This window comes from Sphingomonas paludis (assembly GCF_053502515.1).
Genome location: NZ_CP187558.1, coordinates 863,789 through 881,420 on the forward strand (window position 1 = coordinate 863,789; position 17,632 = coordinate 881,420).

A 17,632-nucleotide genomic window follows, 5' to 3' on the forward strand; every position below is an offset into this window, starting at 1 on the left:
AGCGGTTTGAACCCGCTACGCCGCCCTGCCGGGCACGAACGCCAGCGACAGGCCGTTGATGCAGTGCCGCTTGCCCGTCGGTTTCGGGCCGTCGTCGAAGATATGGCCCAGATGCCCGCCGCACCGCCTGCAATGCACCTCGGTACGGATCATGCCATAGCTCAGATCGCGTTCGGTGCCGACCGCATTGGGCAGCGCCTGCCAGAAACTGGGCCAGCCGGTGCCGCTGTCGAACTTGGTCCGCGACGAATAAAGCGGCAGCTTGCACCCCGCACAGGCAAAGGTGCCGCTGCGCTTTTCGGTATTCAGCGGGCTGGTGAACGCCCGTTCGGTCCCCTGTTCGCGCAGGATGCGATACCGGTCGGGGCCGAGTCGCTTCTTCCATTCGGCATCGCTCAGCGTTACCTCGAACGGGCCGCGCGCGGCGACGCTTTCGCTGGGCGAACAGCCGATGGTCAGCGCGACGCCGCCGATGGCGGCACTGGTCAGGAACTGGCGGCGACTGGTCATGCGGACAATCCTTGCTGCGATACCGTGCATATAGGTTCGTTCCGGCCACCCGAAAGGTTGCGTCCGCCGCGCGATCAATAGCGGCTGAGCTCGACCGGCAGGCTGCGATAGCCATGGACGAAACAGCCAGCGACGCGCTCGGCATCGCCGGTGACGTTCACCCGCAGCCGCCGTTTGGCCATTTCCTCCATCAGCACGCTGATCTGCAATTCCGCCAGCCGCGCGCCGACGCAGCGATGGATGCCCCAGCCGAACGCCAGGTGCCGCCGGGCGTTTTCCCGGTCGACGCGGATCGCATCGGCGTCCGGCCCGAAGACGGTTTCGTCGCGATTGGCGGAAATATACCACAGCGCCAGCTTGTCCCCGGCGCGGATTTGCTGACCCATCAGTTCGGCATCGGCGGTGGCGGTCCGGCGCATATGGGCGAGCGGCGTCTGCCAGCGGATGATTTCCTGAGTCGCGTTGGGGATCAGTGCCGGGTTCGCCTCCAGCTTTTCACGCTCAACCGGAAACTGGTCGAGGCCCCAGGCATAGGCGGACATGGAATTGCGGGTGGTATCGTTGCCGCCGACGATCAGCAGGATCAGGTTTCCCAGAAACTCGTACTGGTCCATGTGGCTCATCGCGTCGGAATGGATCATCATGCTGATCAGGTCGGGCGTCGGATCTTTGCCGACGCGGGACTGCCACAGCCGCTGGAAATAGGCGCCGCATTCGAACAGATGCGCCAGCCGCTGCTGTTTCAGCTCGGCGCTCTTGGTCAGTTCGATGTCGCCGGCCCAGTCGGACCAGAAGGTCAGCTTGCGCCGCTCCTCCCACGGAAAATCGAACAGGATCGCCAGCATCTGCGTCGACAATTCGATCGACACCCGGTCCACCCAGTCGAATCCCTGACCCACCGGCAGGCTGTCGAGCAGCTCGGCCGTCCGGCGGCGGACATCGACGCTCATCCGCTGCATTTCGGATGGCGTGAAGGCGGGGGCGACGGTCCGCCGCTGATCGGTGTGCCGTGGCCGGTCCATGGCGATGAACATCGGCAGGCGGATGTCGGTGCCCGGTTCCAGATCGGCGACCACGATCCCCTCTGCCGATGAATAGAGGTCGGGCAGCGATTCGACCTCGACAATGCCCTGATGCGTACTGACCGACCAATAGGCGCCGAAATCGGATCGTTCGCAGCGATGGACCGGTGCCTCGGCCCGCAGCCGGGCAAAGGGTACGTGCCAAGTGTCGTCGCGGTACAGTTCGGCGCGGGTGACATCGAGTGGATCGACGTCCGTCGTCGCCGCGTCGGCCAATGTCGCCATGCTGCCTCTCCCTTATCGGGGGAGGATGGCCAGTCATTGACACGAATGTCAATAAGGGTTGGCCTATCTCAGCCGCTCGCCCTGAGCTTGTCGAAGGGCTGTCCTTCTTCGTGCGGCAAAACCCGTTGCCCGAAGAAAAGACAGTGCTTCGACAAGCTCAACACGAACGGCTTGAATGAACGTCAGCGCATCTAGGCCGTCGCCCGCTTGCCAAAGAAGCGCAGTTTCGGCCCCGCCGATTGCAGCACGCCGCGCCGGAACAGCCGGGCGCCCAGCGCGATGAACAAGCTGACCCAGAGCAGTTGCCAGGCGATGGCAGCCAGATGCGGCCAGACGGCGGGATCGTTCGCCGCCCGCGCGATCATCGCAAAGGGCGAGCTGAACGGAAACACCTCCGCAAATGTCGCCACCATGCTGCCGGGGGCACCAGCCGCAGCGGCGGACAGACCGAACATCCCGACCTGAACGACGGTAATCGGCAGCGACATCATCTGCAGTTCGCGCTGCGTCGAAGCGAGCGCACCGATGCCCAGGAACACCGATCCGAGGATCAGATAGGCGAGCAGGAAATAGGCAAGGAACAGCGCGGCATAGAGCGGCACGCCGATAGCGGGGCGGATTTCGCCGAGCGCAGCTGCTGCTTCGGGGGGTAGCGCCTGCATCGGCACCAGCAGCCCCAGCCCGCCAAAAATGGTGGCCCAAAACCCGATGAACAGCACCGCCACGCCCAGCATCCCGACCAGCTTGCCCAGGAACACGCTTTCCAGCGGCACGGCGGCGGCCAGCACCTCGATCACCTTGTTCGACCGTTCCTCCGCCATTGTCCCGACGGCCTGCCCGGCCAGCATGAGCGAGAGGAGGAACAGACCGAAAACTCCGAGGAACGCGGAAGCATTGCGGCCGCTGTTCGACGCTGTCTGTGGGCGGATGCGCTGAAATTCCGGGCGGCTGACGGCGGTTTCGATGCCCGCCTGCCGGTCGCGCATCGTGCGTTCCGCCAGATAGGCCAGATAGCGCGACATGGATGAGGTGGCATTGCGGTGGATGATCCGGGGCGCCGCCAGCGAGCCATAAAGCACGGCGGGCACGTCGCGGTCTTCCTGCAACAGCAGCTCGCGGGCCTGGCGCGCCGGATCGCTGCCCGGGGCGACCGTGACGAGTGGCGGCGTATCGTCCCGGCGCGAAAACAACGTGCGCGCCTGTTTGTCGGCAGCGGCAAATGCACGGGCATCCTCCGGCGGCAGCACGGCATAGATGCGCTGCTTTTCCTCCGAACTCTTGCCGACCGTTGCCGCAGCGCCGCCGCCGATCGCCCCGAAACCGAGCATGAACAGTGGGGCAAGCAGAAACAGGATGAAGGTGGGCGTGGCGACGGTGGCGACGAAATCGCGGCGTGCAACGGTCATCGCATCGCGGATCAGGCGGGACAGGCCGTTCATGCGCCGGTCTCCTCGGTGACGGGTTCTTCGGGTGCGGTCTCGGCAATGCCCTCCATCGCCTGCGCACCGACGATGCGGACGAACGCTTCGTGCAGGGTCGGGCGTTCGATGGCCAGGCCGGAAATGCCGTGCCCTTCGGACAAAAGCCGGGTGAGAATCGGTTCGATGCCGTCATCCGGCAGGGTGAAGCGCCAGCCGCCATCGGCGCGCATCGCATCCGCAGGCAGCAGGGCGGCGATCCCGGCATGTTCGGTGCGCGGTTCGTAAAAGGCGCGATAGGGCAGGGTGGCACGGGCATCGGCCACCGTCCCCTCGAACTTGCGTTCGCCGCCCGCAATGATCGCCAGCCGGTCGCACAGTCGTTCGGCATGGGCCATGACATGGGTGGAGAACAGCACGGTCGCGCCGCGATCCCGCTCTGCCAGGATCAGCCGTTCCAGCCGTTCCTGATTGACCGGATCCAGGCCCGAAAACGGTTCGTCGAGCACGATGAAATCGGGCCGGTGGACGACGGAGCCGAGCAGCTGGACCAGCTGCGCCATGCCCTTTGACAGCTTGCGGATCTTCAGGCCGACGGCATGGCCAAGCCCCGCCCCCTCCATCATTTCCGCCGCCCGCGCCCGGCCCGTTTTCCAGTCCAGACCGCGAAGCGCGCCCATGAAGGCAATGGCCTCGCGCGCGGTCATGCCGGGGTAGAGGCCGCGCTCCTCCGGCAGATACCCGACCTGATCGCTGGCTTCGCGCGGGGCGGCATGGCCGAGCAGGCGGCGATGCCCCTCGTCCGGTTCGATGATGCCGAGCAGCATCCGGAGCGTCGTCGTCTTGCCGGCGCCGTTGGGGCCAAGCACACCGTAGATGCTGCCCGTCGGCACCGCGAGGTCGATGCCCTTTACCACGCGGCGCGCCCCGAAATATTTGACCAGGCCGTGCGCTTCGAGGGCGTATTGCGAACTCTGCAAGCGATCTACTCCTCATCCACCGTTCGCTCCGGACCATTCGATGCGCTGCATTTTCCGTGGAGGAAAAGGGGCAGGGCCTGGACAGGTGCGGCCCGAACGGTTCGGGTTATGGTTTCCTGCCTGCTGTGCTAGCGCGCGGTGATGCAGCCGCACAAGGCACTTGAAGACCGTATCCGGGAAAAGGCCGCCGAGCTGGGCTTTGCCGCGTGCGGCATCGCCCCCGCCGATGCCGCGCCGCGCGCGGGCGAGCGGCTGCACCAATGGCTGGCCGAGGGGCGGCACGGCACGATGATCTGGATGGAGGAACGCGCCGGGCAGCGTGCATCGCCCAAAGGATTGTGGCCGGAAGTCCGGTCGGTGATCGCGCTGGGCATGAGCTATGCGCCCGCGACCGATCCGCTGGCCTTGGCCGACCGCGCCGATGTGGGGCGGATCAGCGTCTATGCGCAGGGCAAGGATTATCACGATGTCGTGAAGCGCGCGTTGAAGGCGCTTGGCCGGTGGCTGGCGGCAGAGGCCGGGTGCGAGCTGAAGGTGTTCGTCGACACGGCCCCGGTGATGGAAAAGCCGCTGGCGGAGGCGGCGGGGCTTGGCTGGCAGGGCAAGCACAGCAACCTGGTCAGCCGGGCGCATGGCAGCTGGCTGTTCCTGGGGGCGATCTATACCACGCTGACGCTGGCCCCCGACGTGCCTGGACGGGACCGATGCGGAACGTGCGACGCGTGCCAGCGTGCCTGCCCCACCGATGCCTTTCCCGCCCCCTATGTCGTCGATGCGCGGCGCTGCGTCAGTTACCTGACCATCGAGCATAAGGGGCCGATCCCGGAGGAGCTGCGCGCAGGCATCGGCAACCGCATCTATGGCTGCGACGATTGCCTGGCAGTGTGCCCGTGGAACAAGTTCGCCGATGCCGCGCGTGCCAATATCGCCTTTGCCGCGAGGGAGGGGATGGCCGCCCCGTCGCTTGCCGAGCTGCTGGCGCTGGACGATGCGGCGTTCCGGGCGCGCTTTGCGGGAAGCCCGATCAAGCGGATCGGGCGGAACCGCATGGTGCGCAACGCCCTGATCGCGGCCGGCAATGGCGGGGACGAAGGGTTGCGCCCACAGATCGAGGCGCTGACCCGAGATCCCGATCCGGTGGTGGCAGAGGCGGCCGGATGGGCGCTGGGCCGGTTGCGGATTCCCGCTATTTCCCCCCGGTTCGGCGGGTAAGGGCGGCGACGCAGCTCGCTTGATCGATCGGCGCACCGTTCCGCTGGCGGGTATCGACATGGGTGACGACCGGGGCCGCGCCGTCGCGCGGCGCATAGAGATAGGCGTCGAGCACGCAGATGGGGCTGGCGAATTGCAGCTTGCGCCCGGTCCCCTCGGTCAGTTCCGCATCGGGCCGGCCGAGCACGGCGAGCAGGCCGCGTTCCTCCGCGCCGATCACCTGGGTCATGCCCGGTGCTACGACCCGAGGCGGCACGGGCCGGGTCGGTGCCGCCCCGGCACTAGTCGGACGGGGGATCGCCGGGCCGCCACAGGCGGAAAGGGCCGATGCGACGGGCAAGACGAGCAGGATGGCTTTCATCGGGAAGTCCTTGTGTGAAACAGGTGCGTTGCCATCGCGGCACCCAGGATCGGGCCGAGCAGTCCGGCGACGGGTACGATCAGGATCGCGGTACCGATGGCCCCCAGCGCCATGCGCGACGCCCATGTCTGCCGCCGCCAGGTCCGCATCGCGAAATCGTCCATATGCCTTGCGGCGACCATATCGCCCAGATCGCGGCCGAGCAGCCAGCTATTGGCGATGAAGAACAGCGCCGCCGAGCCGATGCCCGTGGCAAGTAGCAGCAGATAGGCCGGCAGCAGTGCTGCATTGACCAGGACCGAGCGCGCCACCGAACCGGATGCCATCCGCAGCGACCGGGCGACTCCCAGCGGCATGGCCCGGTCGCGGTTTTGCGGGAAATGACGCGCCTCCACCGCCTCTACCACGCCGTCGGCGAACAGGCCGATCACTGCGATCGCCAGGGTGCGGAACACCAGCCAGCCGCCCAGCACCGCCGCCACTCCGGCCAGCGCAGCGCCAAGTGTGCCCCAGCGTTCGTCGAGCGCCAGCCCTTCGATCAGTGCGCTCCGGGCGCCCCAGATGATCGCCGCAGCGACCAGCACCAGCAGCAAAAGCGTCACCGCCAGCGACCGGACGAGGATGCGCAGGATCGGCGGATCGCCCAGTTGGGCAACGGACAGGGCAAGCGCGCGCAGCATCGTATCCGTCGATAGCCGGAGCATGGCCCGCGTCAACGCAGTTGCGCCGGGCAGGCCGCAGCGATAGGCGCGCTGGAGCATCATCCCCCTATGACGGAGCCTGTCTTGAGCGATCCCCGTTTTCATATCGTTGCGATCGGCAACGCCATCGTCGACATCCTGGCCCAGGCGGATGACGCCTTCATCGTGGAACAGGGCATGACCAAGGGGTCGATGCAGCTGATCTTTTCCCCCGAAGACGCCGATGCCCTCTATGCCAAGATGGGGCCGGGGCGCGAGGTTTCGGGCGGATCGGCGGCCAACACCATCGCGGCGATGGCGGCACTGGGCGACAGCTGCGCATTTATCGGCCAAGTGGCCGACGACCAGCTGGGCGAGGTTTTCGCGCACGATATCCGTGCAGCGGGCATCCATTTCGATACGGCGGTGCGCGCGGGCGATCCGACGACGGCGCGCTGCCTGATCTTCGTCACGCCGGATGGGCAGCGGACGATGAACACATTCCTGGGCGCGTCGCAGTTCCTGCCGGAAGCGGCGCTGGACCGGGCGCTGATCGAGGATTCGGCGATCCTGTATCTGGAAGGGTATCTGTGGGATCCCGAAGAGCCGCGTGCGGCGATGCGCGCCGCCATCGACATTGCGCGGGGCGCGGGGCGCAAGGTCGCCTTCACCCTGTCCGACACCTTCTGCATCAGCCGGCATGGCGGCGATTTCCGCGCGCTGATCGCCGACGGGCTGGTCGACATCCTGTTCGCCAATGAAAACGAGCTGCTGGCGCTGGCCGAGACGCAGGATTTCGATGCGGCGGTGACCAGCGTGTCGGCGCAGGTGCCGACGCTGGTCGTGACGCGCAGCGAAAAGGGTGCGATTGCAGTGTCGGGCGGTGCGAAGGTGTCGGTGCCCGCCGAGCCGATCGAGCGCGTGGTGGACACCACGGGTGCGGGCGACCTGTTCGCCGCCGGGTTCCTGCACGGGCAGGCCCAGGGACTGGGGCTGGATGCGTCGCTGCGCATCGGCGCGCTTTGTGCCGCCGAGATCATCAGCCATTACGGCGCGCGGCCAGAGGCGGATCTGAAGGCGCTGGTCGCCGAAAAGCTGGGCTGAGGCTAACCCGCTGACGGTAAACGAAAGAGGCCGGAGGATCGCTCCTCCGGCCTCTTTGTTTTGGCTTCGCGACACCCGTCAGGGCTTGTCGACACCGACCATGTCGCTGTCCAGGTCGTCGACGACCTCGACGATCCCGCGCCCAAGATGGCTGCGCGAATAGCTGTAGCCGAAATAGATCAGCAGGCCGAGCACACCCCAAGCCGGTAGCACCAGCATCGCCTCGATCGGCAAGTTGATGAACAGAAAGATGCAGCCGGCGATGGTCAGCGGCCCTACCAGCCAGAGGGCGGGCGTTCGGAAATCGCGCTTCACATCGGGCGCAGTCCTTCGAAGGATCATTACCGCGATCGCTACCATCATGAATGCGTAGAGGGTCCCGGCATTGGCAATGTCAGCCAGCTGGCCAACCGGCAGAAATGCTGCGCCGACGGCGACGGCCGCACCCGTGATTGCCGTGATGACATAGGGAGTGCCCCATTTCGGGTGAACCTTGGACCAGCTTTCGGGAAGCAGCCCGTCGCGGCTCATCACAAAGCCGATGCGCGTCTGGCCGAACATCAGGATCAGAATGACCGACGGAAGGGCGACAAAGGCGGCAATGCCGAGCATGCTGCCGATGGCGCTGAAGCCGATTTCGCGCAGAACATGTGCCAGTGCTTCATTCGAACAGACAAGCTTGGCCGAATGCTCGGCCATGGCGCATTGCCGTGCCAATTCTTCTGAGCCAGCGGGGAACGGTATACCATTCGGGCCCATGATGGGCTGACCGCCAATGGTGCCGATAGCGCCGGCAGCCACGAGAATGTAGAACACCGTGCAGAAGAGCAGCGATCCGATCAGACCGATCGGCACGTTGCGCTGCGGATTCTTGGTCTCCTCTGCCGCCGTCGAGACAGCGTCGAATCCGACATAGGCGAAGAAGATGGTTGCGGCCGCGCCGACGGCGCCTACTCCGGTGCCCAATCCGCCGAAGACGCCTGCAGGCAGGAACGGGTTGAAGTTCTGAAGCTCGACGGCAGGGAGGGTCAGGAAGATGAATGCGGTCAGCGCCGTCACCTTGATTGCCACCAGAATGGCGTTCACCCGGGCGCTTTCGGTCGTGCCGATGATCAGCAGCCAGGTGACAAGCAGTGCGATGATCAATGCGGGCAGATTGATAAAGCCACCCGGCGCTCCGCCCAGTGCAAGCGGTCCGGCGCTGAGCCAGGCGGGCAATTCTATGCCCATAAACTGGTTCAGGATGGTTCCGGTGAAATAGCCGGACCACCCGACCGAAACCGCGCTGGCCGCCACGGCATATTCCAGCACCAACGCCCAGCCGACCGTCCATGCAAGGAATTCGCCCATGGTGGCGTAGGTATAGGTGTAGGCGGACCCGGCCACCGGCACCATCGCAGCGATTTCAGCGTAACAAAGCGCGGCAACGATGCAGATCGCCCCGGCAATGGCAAAGGCCAGCATCAGACCAGGACCGGCCTTTTGGGCACCGGCCGAGGTCAGCACGAAGATGCCGGTTCCGATCACGCAGCCAATGCCGAACAGCATCAACTGGAAGGCGCCGAGCGTTCTGGTAAGCGATTTTTTCTGGGCGGTCGCCAAAATGGCATCGAGCGGCTTGATACGGCCAAGAATCATGAACGATTTTTCCCCTTTGCCGGTCGGTCAAGACCGCCCGGAACTCGCGATTGTGCCGGAGCCTAGCCGCTAAATGGCCCCGCGCAATCCCTTATCGCGCCAGCATCGGGCCAAGCGGTGCGCCGCCGAACAGGTGGACGTGCAGATGGGGCACTTCCTGTCCGCCATCGCCGCCAATATTGGCGAGCAGGCGATAGCCTGGTTCGACGAGGCCCAGCTGCCGCGCGACCGTGCCGATCGCGCGGACAAATCCCGCAATCTCGGCTTCGCTGGCGTGCGCGCTGAAATCGTCCCAGCTGACATAGCGCCCGCGCGGGATCACCAGCACATGGACCGGGGCCTGGGGCGCGATGTCGTGAAAGGCGATGGCCCAGTCATCCTCGTAAATCCGCTTCGACGGGATTTCCCCGCGCAGGATGCGGGCAAAGATGTTGGTGTCGTCATAAGGCAGGGTGGCATCGATTGGCATGGGATCACTCCGTCCGGGCCGCTTTTTCGGCCAGACCCGACAGGCCCTCTCGCCGGGCAAGTTCGGTACGGACATCGTCCAGGGTGACGCCGCTGTCGGCCAGCAGGACCATCAGGTGAAAGACCAGGTCGGCCGCTTCGCCGACCAGCCCCGCCTTGTCGCCCGCCAGCGCGGCGATGACGGTTTCCACCGCCTCTTCGCCCAGCTTTTGCGCGATCTTGGCCCGGCCCTTGGCATGAAGCCGGGCGACATAGGAGGTTTCGGGATCGGCGGTCAGCCGCTGGCGGATGGTCGCCTCCAGCGTGTCGAGCGTATCGCGGTTCATGGGCATTCGCATCGGCGGGGCCGCCGGGCGTGTCAATCCCGCTTGCGGGCAAAGCGCGCGCGTAGCGCGCGGCGGGCGATCAGCAGGCCGGCGACGACCACGGCGAACATGACCGCATCGGCCAGTTCGAACCCGTCGCGGACGACGACGCCGGAATGGGCCGCATTGGCCGGGACGGCGATCAGGCCGGACAGGACAGACAGGAGGATCGGAACACGCGACATGGCCATGCGCGGTAGCATGGCACGTCCAACCAATGTCTTAACCGCGGCGGCGCTTGGCCATCACGCGGCCGACGGCCAGTCCGGCAACCCCAAGGGCGAACAGGGCGAATTGTTCTGGCTCGGGAATGGAAACGGGGCCGCTGGACGGTGCGTCGGCGACCGGCGTCTTGCCCGACGATTGCGCGGGGGGCGATTGCGGGGGCGTGTCATAGGCCAGTGCCATGCTGGCCCCAGAAAGCAGGCCGAAAAACAGGAGCGCACGAACGCTGGCGACAACTGGCATGAGTAACCCCTGGACTGACCGGACACGCTGCCTGCATTGAAGCAATGTTCATGCCCGACGGCGTGATTGTTCGATTCCCGGTGGTCCGGCTGGTTAACGGTGATCGGCCGACCATGGTTAATGTCAAATCAACCGACTCCCGGCCCCCGGTCAGGGGTGGGGGATGCGGGCGGGGATGCCAGCGCCCCGCAGGGCGGCATGGGCATCGGCAATGGTGGCCTCGCCGAAATGAAAGATGCTGGCGGCCAGCACGGCGCTGGCATGGCCGTCGCGGATACCCGTCACCAGATCGTCGAGCGTGCCGACCCCGCCCGATGCCACCACCGGCACGGTCACGGCATCGGCGATGGTGCGGATGAGGTCCAGGTCATAGCCGCTGCGCGTGCCGTCCCGGTCCATCGAGGTGACGAGCAGTTCGCCAGCGCCCAGCCGGACCAGGTTGAGGGCATGGTCCAGCGCGTCGATGCCGGTCGCGCGCCTGCCGCCATGGGTGAAGATTTCCCAGCGGTCGCCGGAGCGGCGCGCGTCGATGCTGGCGACGACGCACTGGCTGCCGAAGCGGTCGGCGATGTCGGCGACGACTTCCGGCCGGGCGACGGCGGCGCTGTTGACCGCCACCTTGTCCGCCCCCGCCAGCAACAGCGCGCGGGCATCGTCCGCCGTGCGGACCCCGCCGCCCACGGTGACGGGCATGAAGCAGACCTCAGCGGTCCGCCGCACGACGTCGATGATCGTGCCGCGCGCCTCATGGCTGGCAGTGATGTCCAGGAAGCACAGTTCGTCCGCGCCGCCCGCGTCATAGACCCGCGCCTGCTCGACGGGATCGCCCGCATCGCGCAGGTCGACGAAGTTGACACCCTTGACCACCCGGCCACCGGCGACGTCGAGACAGGGAATGACGCGCGCCCGGACAGTCATGGCAAAAGCCCCTCCCCTTCAGGGGCGTCGGGTGAATCGCGCCCCGCGCGGTTCAGGTCAGTCTGGAAGACTGACCGACCCGACGCCGGGTTGGGGTGGGGTGGAGGGAAGGACAGGGGGTCGCCTGGCCATCCCCCACCCCCGACCCCTCCCCTGAAGGGGAGGGGAGTGTGCTCGCCCACCCTCATGCCCGCGCCGCCCGGATCGCCTCGGCAAGGTCGAGGCGGCCGTCATAGAGCGCACGGCCGGTAATGACGCCTTCGATCCCGTCGGCGGCATGGGGCTTCAGCGCGTGGATGTCCTCGATTCCCGCGACGCCGCCCGAGGCGATGACCGGAATGCTGACCGCGCGGGCGAGCGCCGCCGTCGCCTCGACATTGCATCCTTTCAGCAGGCCGTCGCGGCCGACATCGGTGAAGAGCAGCGCGCCGACGCCCGCATCCTCGAACCGGCGGGCGAGATCGGTGACGCCGACGTCCGATACATCGGCCCAGCCATGGGTGGCCACCATGCCGTCGCGCGCATCGACGCCGACGACGACGCGACCGGGATGGGCGCGGGCGGCGGCGCGGACCAGATCGGGGTCGGTCAGCGCGGCGGTGCCGATCACCACCCGCTCGACGCCCAGGCCGATCCACCGCTCGACCGCCTCGATCGTGCGGATACCGCCGCCCAGCTGGACCTTGCCCGGAAAAGCGGCGATCACGCTGGCCACCGCATCGCCATTGACCGATCGCCCCGCAAAGGCGCCGTCCAGATCAACCATGTGCAGCCAGTCGGCACCGGCATCGGCAAACAGGAGCGCCTGTGCCGCCGGATCGTCGCCATAGACGGTGGCACGCGCCATATCCCCCTCGGCAAGACGCACCACCTGTCCGCCCTTCAGGTCGATGGCGGGAAAGACGGTCAGGGACGCCATTCGAGGAACCTTTCGAGCAACGCGATGCCGTAGCGCTGGCTTTTTTCGGGGTGGAACTGAACGCCCAGCAGGTTGTCGCGGCCGATGGCGGCGGTCACCGGGCCGCCATGATCGGTGGTCGCCACGATATCGCTGCCCGAAAAGGCGAAGCTGTGCAGGAAATAGGCCTCGCCCGGCTGAATGAGTGGATGGGGCCGGGTGGGGACGACATCGTTCCAGCCCATGTGCGGCACGCGCACGGTGTCGCTGGCGGGCAACGGGCCGACCTCGCCGGTCATCCAGCCAAGGCCCGGATGCGTGCCGAATTCAAGCCCGCGCGTGGCCATCAACTGCATCCCGACGCATACCCCCAGAAAGGGAACGCCGCCGTTCAGTGCCCGTGCCTCCATCGCCTCGATCATGCCGGGCAGGGCGGCCAGCCCGTCCCAGCAGGCGCGGAATGCGCCGACGCCGGGCAGGACGATGCGGTCGGCGCGCAACACGGCTTCGGCATCGGCGGTGACGATCACATCATCCGCGCCGGCCGCCCTCAACGCGTTGTGAACCGAATGAAGATTGCCCGCGCCGTAATCGATGAGCGCGACGCTCACGATTGCAGCGCCTCCAGCCCCGGGGCGGCCAGGCTGGTCGTCACCTCGATGAACTGCGGATCGGCGATGCCCTGGACCACATAGGGATCACCGAGCGCCCATGCCTCGACCTCTTCGCGGCTGCCCCGCGCGATCAGCACGCCGCCGCTCGGCGGATTCTGTCGCCCGGCGGCGAGCAGGCGACCATCGGCCAGCGCCTGTTTCAGAAAGGCGACATGATCCGGCCGTACCGCGTCCACTTGGTCGAGCGAAACCTTGTAGCTGAGCAGCACCAGGATCATCACAGCACTCCCTTGGTCGACGGGATCGCATCGGCCTTGCGCGGGTCGATCTCGATCGCGCCGCGCAGCGCCCGGGCCAGCCCCTTGAACACGCTTTCCGCGATATGATGGTTGTTCTGTCCATAAAGCGTTTCGATGTGCAGCGTGACGCCGGCGGTATGGGTAAAGCTGTGGAAGAAATGCTCGAACATTTCCGTGTCCATCTCGCCCAGTCGCTTCTGCGAAAACTCCGTCTTGAACACCAGCCAGGGGCGGCCGGAGATGTCGATGGCCACACGGCTCAGCGTTTCGTCCATCGGCGACAGCGCGTCCGCATAGCGGCGGATGCCGCGCTTGTCGCCCAGCGCCTTTGCCACCGCCTGGCCGATGGCGAGCGCGGTATCCTCGACCGTATGGTGCTGGTCGATATGCAGGTCGCCCACTGTGGTCACGTCCAGGTCAATGAGCGAATGGCGGGACAATTGTTCCAGCATATGGTCGAAAAAGCCGATGCCGGTGCTGATCCGATAGGCACCGGTGCCGTCCAGATTGACGGTCACGTCGATGCTGGTTTCGCTCGTCTTGCGCTGGATGGTGGCGGTCCGCATGATGCGCCCCACATAGCGTGCTTCGCCGGTCATGCAATCTTGACCCCGCCGCCTGAGCGTTTAGCAACGGGCGCATGAGTGACAGCGTTGCCGACAGCCTGATTCCCTATGACGATATCGTGCAGGAGGCACTGCGCGCGGTCGTCGGCCGGGTGCTGGGGCAGGTGTCCGACATGGGCGGCCTGCCGGGCGCGCATCATTTCTACATCACGTTCAAGACACAGGCGGCGGGCGTCGATATTCCGGCGCGGCTGATCGAACGGTTTCCCGATGAAATGACGATTGTGCTGCAGAACCGGTACTGGGACCTGCGCGTCGACGACGAACGCTTTTCGGTGGGGCTGAGCTTCAACCAGATCCCGTCGACTCTGGTCATCCCGTTCAGCGCGATCACCGGTTTCCACGATCCGGCGGTCAATTTCGAACTGCGGTTCCACGTCGCCGACGGTCCCGAAGGACCGGAGCCGCATGAGGAAGCCGAAAATGACGGCGAGGGCAGCGCCGGTTCCGAAGACGGATCGAATGTCGTCGCGGTGGATTTCAAACGAAAGAAGTAGTTGCCCGGCCTTCTAAATATCCGTTGACGCATGAAGGCGGTCGATTCATCCTCGGCAAATGCTTCGGGAATGGGCGGATAAAGGCGGCGAATGCGGGCGTCCTGATGGGCGGGCGACGGCTTTGTTCGCCGAATTGGATCGGTTGAATAAGCGAGTCGCTGCGATCGAGGGGGAATTGAAGCAGTTGACCGGCGGGCAAGGGCATGCGGTCAACCTGCCCGCTCAGACCGCCGGATTACTCAAGAAGTTCCGGGAGCGGCGCAACCGGCTCTTCCCCCGGCTATTCGGCGAGCCCGCCTGGGATATGATGCTGGCGCTGATGGCCCAGCCGGACAATCGTCAGGCGATGTCGGTGACATCGGTTGGCCATGCGGCCGATATTCCGCAGACGACCGCGCTTCGCCATATCGCCCTGCTCGAAGCGGCTGGACTGATCGAACGGCGTCGCCATCCGACCGACAATCGCAGCACGCTCGTCTGCCTGACCGCGACGGGTCGGGAGCGGATGGAGACGCTGGTCGAGCGGTGGCCGCTGGCGCTGATCCTGGTCGCCATTCCCATATTGATGATATTGAACAATGTTGCCTGAACGATCGCGCTGTTGATCCCTATTATGGCAGCCGCCATCTGGCAGTCCGGAGGTTGCTGTGACTCACATTCGCACTGAAACCGACAGCATCGGCTCGATCGACGTGCCTGCCACCGCCTATTGGGGCGCGCAGACGCAGCGGAGCATCGACAATTTCCCGTTCGGCCAGCGCGAGCGGATGCCGATCGAGATCGTCCATGCCCTCGCCATCGTGAAGCAGGCGGCTGCGCGGGTGAACCGGGCGCATGGCCTTTCCGCCGAGGTCGCGGACGCGATCGAGTCGGCGGCGGCCGAGGTGGCGTCGGGCGCGCTGGACGACCAGTTCCCGCTGGTCATCTGGCAGACGGGCAGCGGCACCCAGACCAACATGAACGTCAACGAGGTGATTGCCGGACGCGCCAACGAGATGTTGACCGGCACGCGCGGGGGCAAGGCGCCGGTGCACCCCAACGATCACGTCAACATGAGCCAGTCGTCCAACGACAGTTTTCCGACGGCGCTGCATATTGCCGCGACGCTGATGGCCGAGCGCCGCCTGATGCCCGCGGCCGACCGGCTGTTCGCTGCGCTGGATGCCAGGGCAAGGGCATGGGCGGGGATCGTCAAGATCGGGCGCACCCACCTGCAGGACGCGACGCCGGTGACGCTGGGGCAGGAATTTTCGGGCTATGCCAATCAGGTCTATCGCGCCCGCCGCCGGATCGAACCGGCGATCCAGCACGGCACCGGGCGGCTGGCTCAGGGCGGGACGGCGGTCGGCACCGGGATCAATGCGCCCAAGGGCTTTGCCGCAGAGGTGTGCCGGGCGATTGCCGACATCACCGGATATCCCTTTTCCCCGGCGGAAAACCCCTTCGAGGCGCTGGCGTCCAACGATCCGCTGGTCCACCTGTCGGGCACGATGAACACGCTGGCCGTCGCGCTGACCAAGATCGCGAACGACATCCGCCTGCTGGGCAGCGGCCCGCGATCGGGGCTGGGCGAGCTGGACCTGCCCGCCAACGAGCCGGGCAGTTCGATCATGCCGGGCAAGGTGAACCCCACTCAGTGCGAGATGCTGACCATGGTCGCGGCGCAGGTGATGGGCAATCATGTCGCAATCACGGTCGGCGGATTGCAGGGGCATTTGGAACTGAACGTGTTCAAGCCCATGATCGGCGCGGCAGTGCTGCGATCCATCGACCTGCTGGCGACCGGCATGGAGAGTTTCGCCGCGCGCTGCGTCGAGGGATTGCAGGCGAACGAGGGGCGCATCTCGGAACTGCGCGACCGGTCGCTGATGCTGGTCACCGCGCTCGCCCCGGAAATCGGTTATGACCATGCCGCAAAAATCGCCAAGCATGCCCACGAACAGGGCCTGACGCTGAAAGAAGCCGGGCTGGTGCTGGGACTGGTGGACGAGGCGACCTTCGACCGGCTCGTGCGGCCGGAAACCATGGTCTAGGCAGGCGCCGGGAACCGCTTCGCCTCTGGTCGGTTCTACCCCCGACTCATCATGAGGGGAGATTCCATGAGCCTCACCACAATTCTGGGCGCCGCCATCGGCAGTGCCATCGACGGGGCCGAAGGCGAGGACAGCGCCGTCGACGGCATGGTCATCGGCGTCGTCGTCGCCCACACGCTGCGCATCGTCGTGCCGGCGGCCATCGTCGGTACGGTCGGCTGGCTGGCATGGCGCAAAGCCAAGGCCACCTATGCCGGGCTGACTGCCCGCCGGTCCACGCCCGCCACCGGGGTGGCGGCATGATCGGCCGGATCGTCGGCGCGCTGGTGGGGCGCGAGATCGACCGGCGCGATGGCGCTGGCGGCGTGAAGGGTGCAGCGATCGGCTGGGCTGCAGGCAGCATGCTGCGCCGGATGGGACCGTTCGGGCTGGTGCTGGGCGGCGGCTATGTCGCCAAAAAGGCCTATGACCGGCACCGGGCGCGCAAGGGCAACAGCGCCGCCCGCTGAAAAACCCTACCACAGAGAACCATGTTCCCGGCTTGACCGGACGGCCTTGCCCGCGCCACTAGCGGGCATGGCTGACCATCCAGAACCCGATCCCCATGGTTTTCAACGGCGCGGCGTGCTGTTCGTGCTGTCATCCCCGTCGGGTGCCGGGAAATCGACCATTGCCCGCCGCCTGCTGAAGGATGAGGGCGACCGGTTGCGCATGTCCGTGTCGGCGACGACCCGGCCGATGCGACCGGGCGAGGTCGATGGGCGCGATTATCATTTCATCGATACCGAAACCTTCAAGGCGATGGTAGCCCGGCACGAGTTTCTGGAATGGGCGCATGTGTTCGACCACCGGTACGGCACGCCGCGCGCCCTGATCGATCAGATGCTGGACGCGGGCAAGGACGTGCTGTTCGACATCGACTGGCAGGGCGCGCAGCAACTGTTCCAGCTGAAGGGCGGCGATGTCGTCCGCGTCTTCATCCTGCCGCCATCGATGCCCGAGCTGCGCCGCCGGCTGGAATCGCGCGGCACCGATTCGCAGGACGTTATCAATCGCCGCATGGACCGTGCCGACCGCGAGGCGAGCCATTGGGACAGCTATGACTATGTGCTGGTCAATGACGATGTCGATGCGTGTTTCGAACAGGTGCGGACCATCCTGCATGCCGAACGGCTGAAACGGTCGCGCCAGCCTGGCCTGATCGGCTTCATCCGCGAACTTGGCCGGGGCTGACCG

General features: G+C 66.1%; 24 protein-coding genes. 8 read left to right on the forward strand and 16 right to left on the reverse strand.

Annotated features, from left to right (window positions below; all coding sequences use genetic code 11):
• Window positions 1–15: 15 nt before the first annotated feature.
• The 4 genes from msrB to ACPVPU_RS04130 all read right to left on the reverse strand — a co-directional run bounded on the left by msrB (window position 16) and on the right by ACPVPU_RS04130 (window position 4,215).
• Window positions 16–510, reverse strand: a complete 495-nt coding sequence (msrB, locus tag ACPVPU_RS04115) for a peptide-methionine (R)-S-oxide reductase MsrB (RefSeq protein WP_448659689.1) — start codon at window positions 508–510, stop codon at window positions 16–18.
• Between the two features lie 74 nt (window positions 511–584).
• Window positions 585–1,817 carry a cytochrome P450 gene (locus ACPVPU_RS04120; protein ID WP_448659690.1) on the reverse strand — a complete coding sequence of 411 codons (1,233 nt, stop codon included), beginning with the start codon at window positions 1,815–1,817 and terminating at the stop codon, window positions 585–587.
• Window positions 1,818–2,008: 191 nt separating this feature from the next.
• Window positions 2,009–3,256: an ABC transporter permease gene (locus ACPVPU_RS04125; protein ID WP_448659692.1), complete on the reverse strand. Its 1,248-nt coding sequence runs from the start codon at window positions 3,254–3,256 to the stop codon at window positions 2,009–2,011.
• Window positions 3,253–4,215: an ABC transporter ATP-binding protein gene (locus ACPVPU_RS04130; RefSeq protein ID WP_448659693.1), complete on the reverse strand. Its 963-nt coding sequence runs from the start codon at window positions 4,213–4,215 to the stop codon at window positions 3,253–3,255. Before ACPVPU_RS04130 ends, ACPVPU_RS04125 begins: the two co-directional genes overlap by 4 nt.
• 141 nt (window positions 4,216–4,356) lie before the next feature.
• Between ACPVPU_RS04130 and queG the strand changes: the two genes are divergently transcribed.
• The gene (gene queG / locus ACPVPU_RS04135) at window positions 4,357–5,427 is read left to right on the forward strand and encodes a tRNA epoxyqueuosine(34) reductase QueG (RefSeq protein ID WP_448659695.1); all 1,071 of its coding nucleotides are present in this window, start codon (window positions 4,357–4,359) and stop codon (window positions 5,425–5,427) included.
• On the opposite strand, the gene ACPVPU_RS04140 is transcribed toward queG, so the two are convergent.
• Window positions 5,402–5,788 (reverse strand): hypothetical protein, encoded by a 387-nt coding sequence (locus ACPVPU_RS04140; RefSeq protein WP_448659697.1) that lies wholly within the window; start codon window positions 5,786–5,788, stop codon window positions 5,402–5,404. The genes queG and ACPVPU_RS04140 overlap by 26 nt on opposite strands.
• Window positions 5,785–6,552, reverse strand: a complete 768-nt coding sequence (locus ACPVPU_RS04145; RefSeq protein WP_448659698.1) for an EI24 domain-containing protein — start codon at window positions 6,550–6,552, stop codon at window positions 5,785–5,787. The genes ACPVPU_RS04140 and ACPVPU_RS04145 overlap by 4 nt, the downstream gene beginning before the upstream one ends.
• Window positions 6,553–6,558: 6 nt before the next feature.
• On the opposite strand from ACPVPU_RS04145, the gene ACPVPU_RS04150 reads away from it, so the two are divergent.
• Window positions 6,559–7,572, forward strand: coding sequence for an adenosine kinase (locus tag ACPVPU_RS04150; RefSeq protein ID WP_448659699.1), 1,014 nt, complete (start codon window positions 6,559–6,561; stop codon window positions 7,570–7,572).
• A gap of 78 nt (window positions 7,573–7,650) precedes the next feature.
• Here the strand turns inward: ACPVPU_RS04150 and ACPVPU_RS04155 are convergent, their stop codons facing one another.
• The 10 genes from ACPVPU_RS04155 to hisB form a co-directional block, all read right to left on the reverse strand.
• Window positions 7,651–9,210, reverse strand: a complete 1,560-nt coding sequence (locus ACPVPU_RS04155; RefSeq protein WP_448659701.1) for an amino acid permease — start codon at window positions 9,208–9,210, stop codon at window positions 7,651–7,653.
• 91 nt (window positions 9,211–9,301) lie between these two features.
• A complete protein-coding gene (locus tag ACPVPU_RS04160) occupies window positions 9,302–9,679 on the reverse strand; it encodes a histidine triad nucleotide-binding protein (protein ID WP_448659703.1) in 378 nt (125 codons plus the stop codon).
• A 4-nt stretch (window positions 9,680–9,683) separates the two neighbouring features.
• Window positions 9,684–10,004 (reverse strand): phosphoribosyl-ATP diphosphatase, encoded by a 321-nt coding sequence (locus ACPVPU_RS04165; protein WP_448659704.1) that lies wholly within the window; start codon window positions 10,002–10,004, stop codon window positions 9,684–9,686.
• Between the two features lie 32 nt (window positions 10,005–10,036).
• Entirely contained in the window at window positions 10,037–10,234 is a 198-nt protein-coding gene (locus ACPVPU_RS04170; protein WP_448659705.1) for a hypothetical protein, read from the reverse strand.
• A gap of 31 nt (window positions 10,235–10,265) precedes the next feature.
• Complete coding sequence (locus ACPVPU_RS04175) at window positions 10,266–10,511, reverse strand: PEP-CTERM sorting domain-containing protein (RefSeq protein ID WP_448659706.1); 246 nt, start codon at window positions 10,509–10,511, stop codon at window positions 10,266–10,268.
• A gap of 150 nt (window positions 10,512–10,661) precedes the next feature.
• Window positions 10,662–11,429, reverse strand: coding sequence for an imidazole glycerol phosphate synthase subunit HisF (gene hisF, locus ACPVPU_RS04180; RefSeq protein ID WP_448659707.1), 768 nt, complete (start codon window positions 11,427–11,429; stop codon window positions 10,662–10,664).
• Between the two features lie 184 nt (window positions 11,430–11,613).
• Window positions 11,614–12,348 (reverse strand): 1-(5-phosphoribosyl)-5-[(5-phosphoribosylamino)methylideneamino]imidazole-4-carboxamide isomerase, encoded by a 735-nt coding sequence (hisA, locus tag ACPVPU_RS04185; RefSeq protein ID WP_448659709.1) that lies wholly within the window; start codon window positions 12,346–12,348, stop codon window positions 11,614–11,616.
• The gene (gene hisH, locus ACPVPU_RS04190) at window positions 12,336–12,938 is read right to left on the reverse strand and encodes an imidazole glycerol phosphate synthase subunit HisH (protein WP_448659711.1); all 603 of its coding nucleotides are present in this window, start codon (window positions 12,936–12,938) and stop codon (window positions 12,336–12,338) included. Before hisH ends, hisA begins: the two co-directional genes overlap by 13 nt.
• Window positions 12,935–13,219 carry a YciI family protein gene (locus ACPVPU_RS04195; protein WP_448659713.1) on the reverse strand — a complete coding sequence of 95 codons (285 nt, stop codon included), beginning with the start codon at window positions 13,217–13,219 and terminating at the stop codon, window positions 12,935–12,937. The genes hisH and ACPVPU_RS04195 overlap by 4 nt, the downstream gene beginning before the upstream one ends.
• The gene (gene hisB / locus ACPVPU_RS04200) at window positions 13,219–13,806 is read right to left on the reverse strand and encodes an imidazoleglycerol-phosphate dehydratase HisB (protein ID WP_448659714.1); all 588 of its coding nucleotides are present in this window, start codon (window positions 13,804–13,806) and stop codon (window positions 13,219–13,221) included. The genes ACPVPU_RS04195 and hisB overlap by 1 nt, the downstream gene beginning before the upstream one ends.
• A 74-nt stretch (window positions 13,807–13,880) precedes the next feature.
• Here hisB and ACPVPU_RS04205 point away from each other — a divergent pair, with 74 nt between their 5' ends.
• From ACPVPU_RS04205 to gmk, 6 genes are all read left to right on the forward strand, one after another.
• On the forward strand, window positions 13,881–14,363 hold the full coding sequence (locus ACPVPU_RS04205; RefSeq protein ID WP_448659715.1) for an SspB family protein: 483 nt from the start codon (window positions 13,881–13,883) through the stop codon (window positions 14,361–14,363).
• 142 nt (window positions 14,364–14,505) lie between these two features.
• Window positions 14,506–14,952: a MarR family winged helix-turn-helix transcriptional regulator gene (locus ACPVPU_RS04210; RefSeq protein WP_448659716.1), complete on the forward strand. Its 447-nt coding sequence runs from the start codon at window positions 14,506–14,508 to the stop codon at window positions 14,950–14,952.
• A gap of 58 nt (window positions 14,953–15,010) precedes the next feature.
• A complete protein-coding gene (fumC, locus tag ACPVPU_RS04215; protein ID WP_448659717.1) occupies window positions 15,011–16,396 on the forward strand; it encodes a class II fumarate hydratase in 1,386 nt (461 codons plus the stop codon).
• Window positions 16,397–16,462: 66 nt separating this feature from the next.
• Window positions 16,463–16,699 carry a hypothetical protein gene (locus ACPVPU_RS04220; RefSeq protein WP_448659718.1) on the forward strand — a complete coding sequence of 79 codons (237 nt, stop codon included), beginning with the start codon at window positions 16,463–16,465 and terminating at the stop codon, window positions 16,697–16,699.
• Window positions 16,696–16,905 (forward strand): hypothetical protein, encoded by a 210-nt coding sequence (locus ACPVPU_RS04225; RefSeq protein WP_448659719.1) that lies wholly within the window; start codon window positions 16,696–16,698, stop codon window positions 16,903–16,905. Before ACPVPU_RS04220 ends, ACPVPU_RS04225 begins: the two co-directional genes overlap by 4 nt.
• Window positions 16,906–16,972: 67 nt before the next feature.
• Complete coding sequence (gene gmk, locus ACPVPU_RS04230; protein WP_448659721.1) at window positions 16,973–17,629, forward strand: guanylate kinase; 657 nt, start codon at window positions 16,973–16,975, stop codon at window positions 17,627–17,629.
• Window positions 17,630–17,632 lie beyond the last annotated feature (3 nt).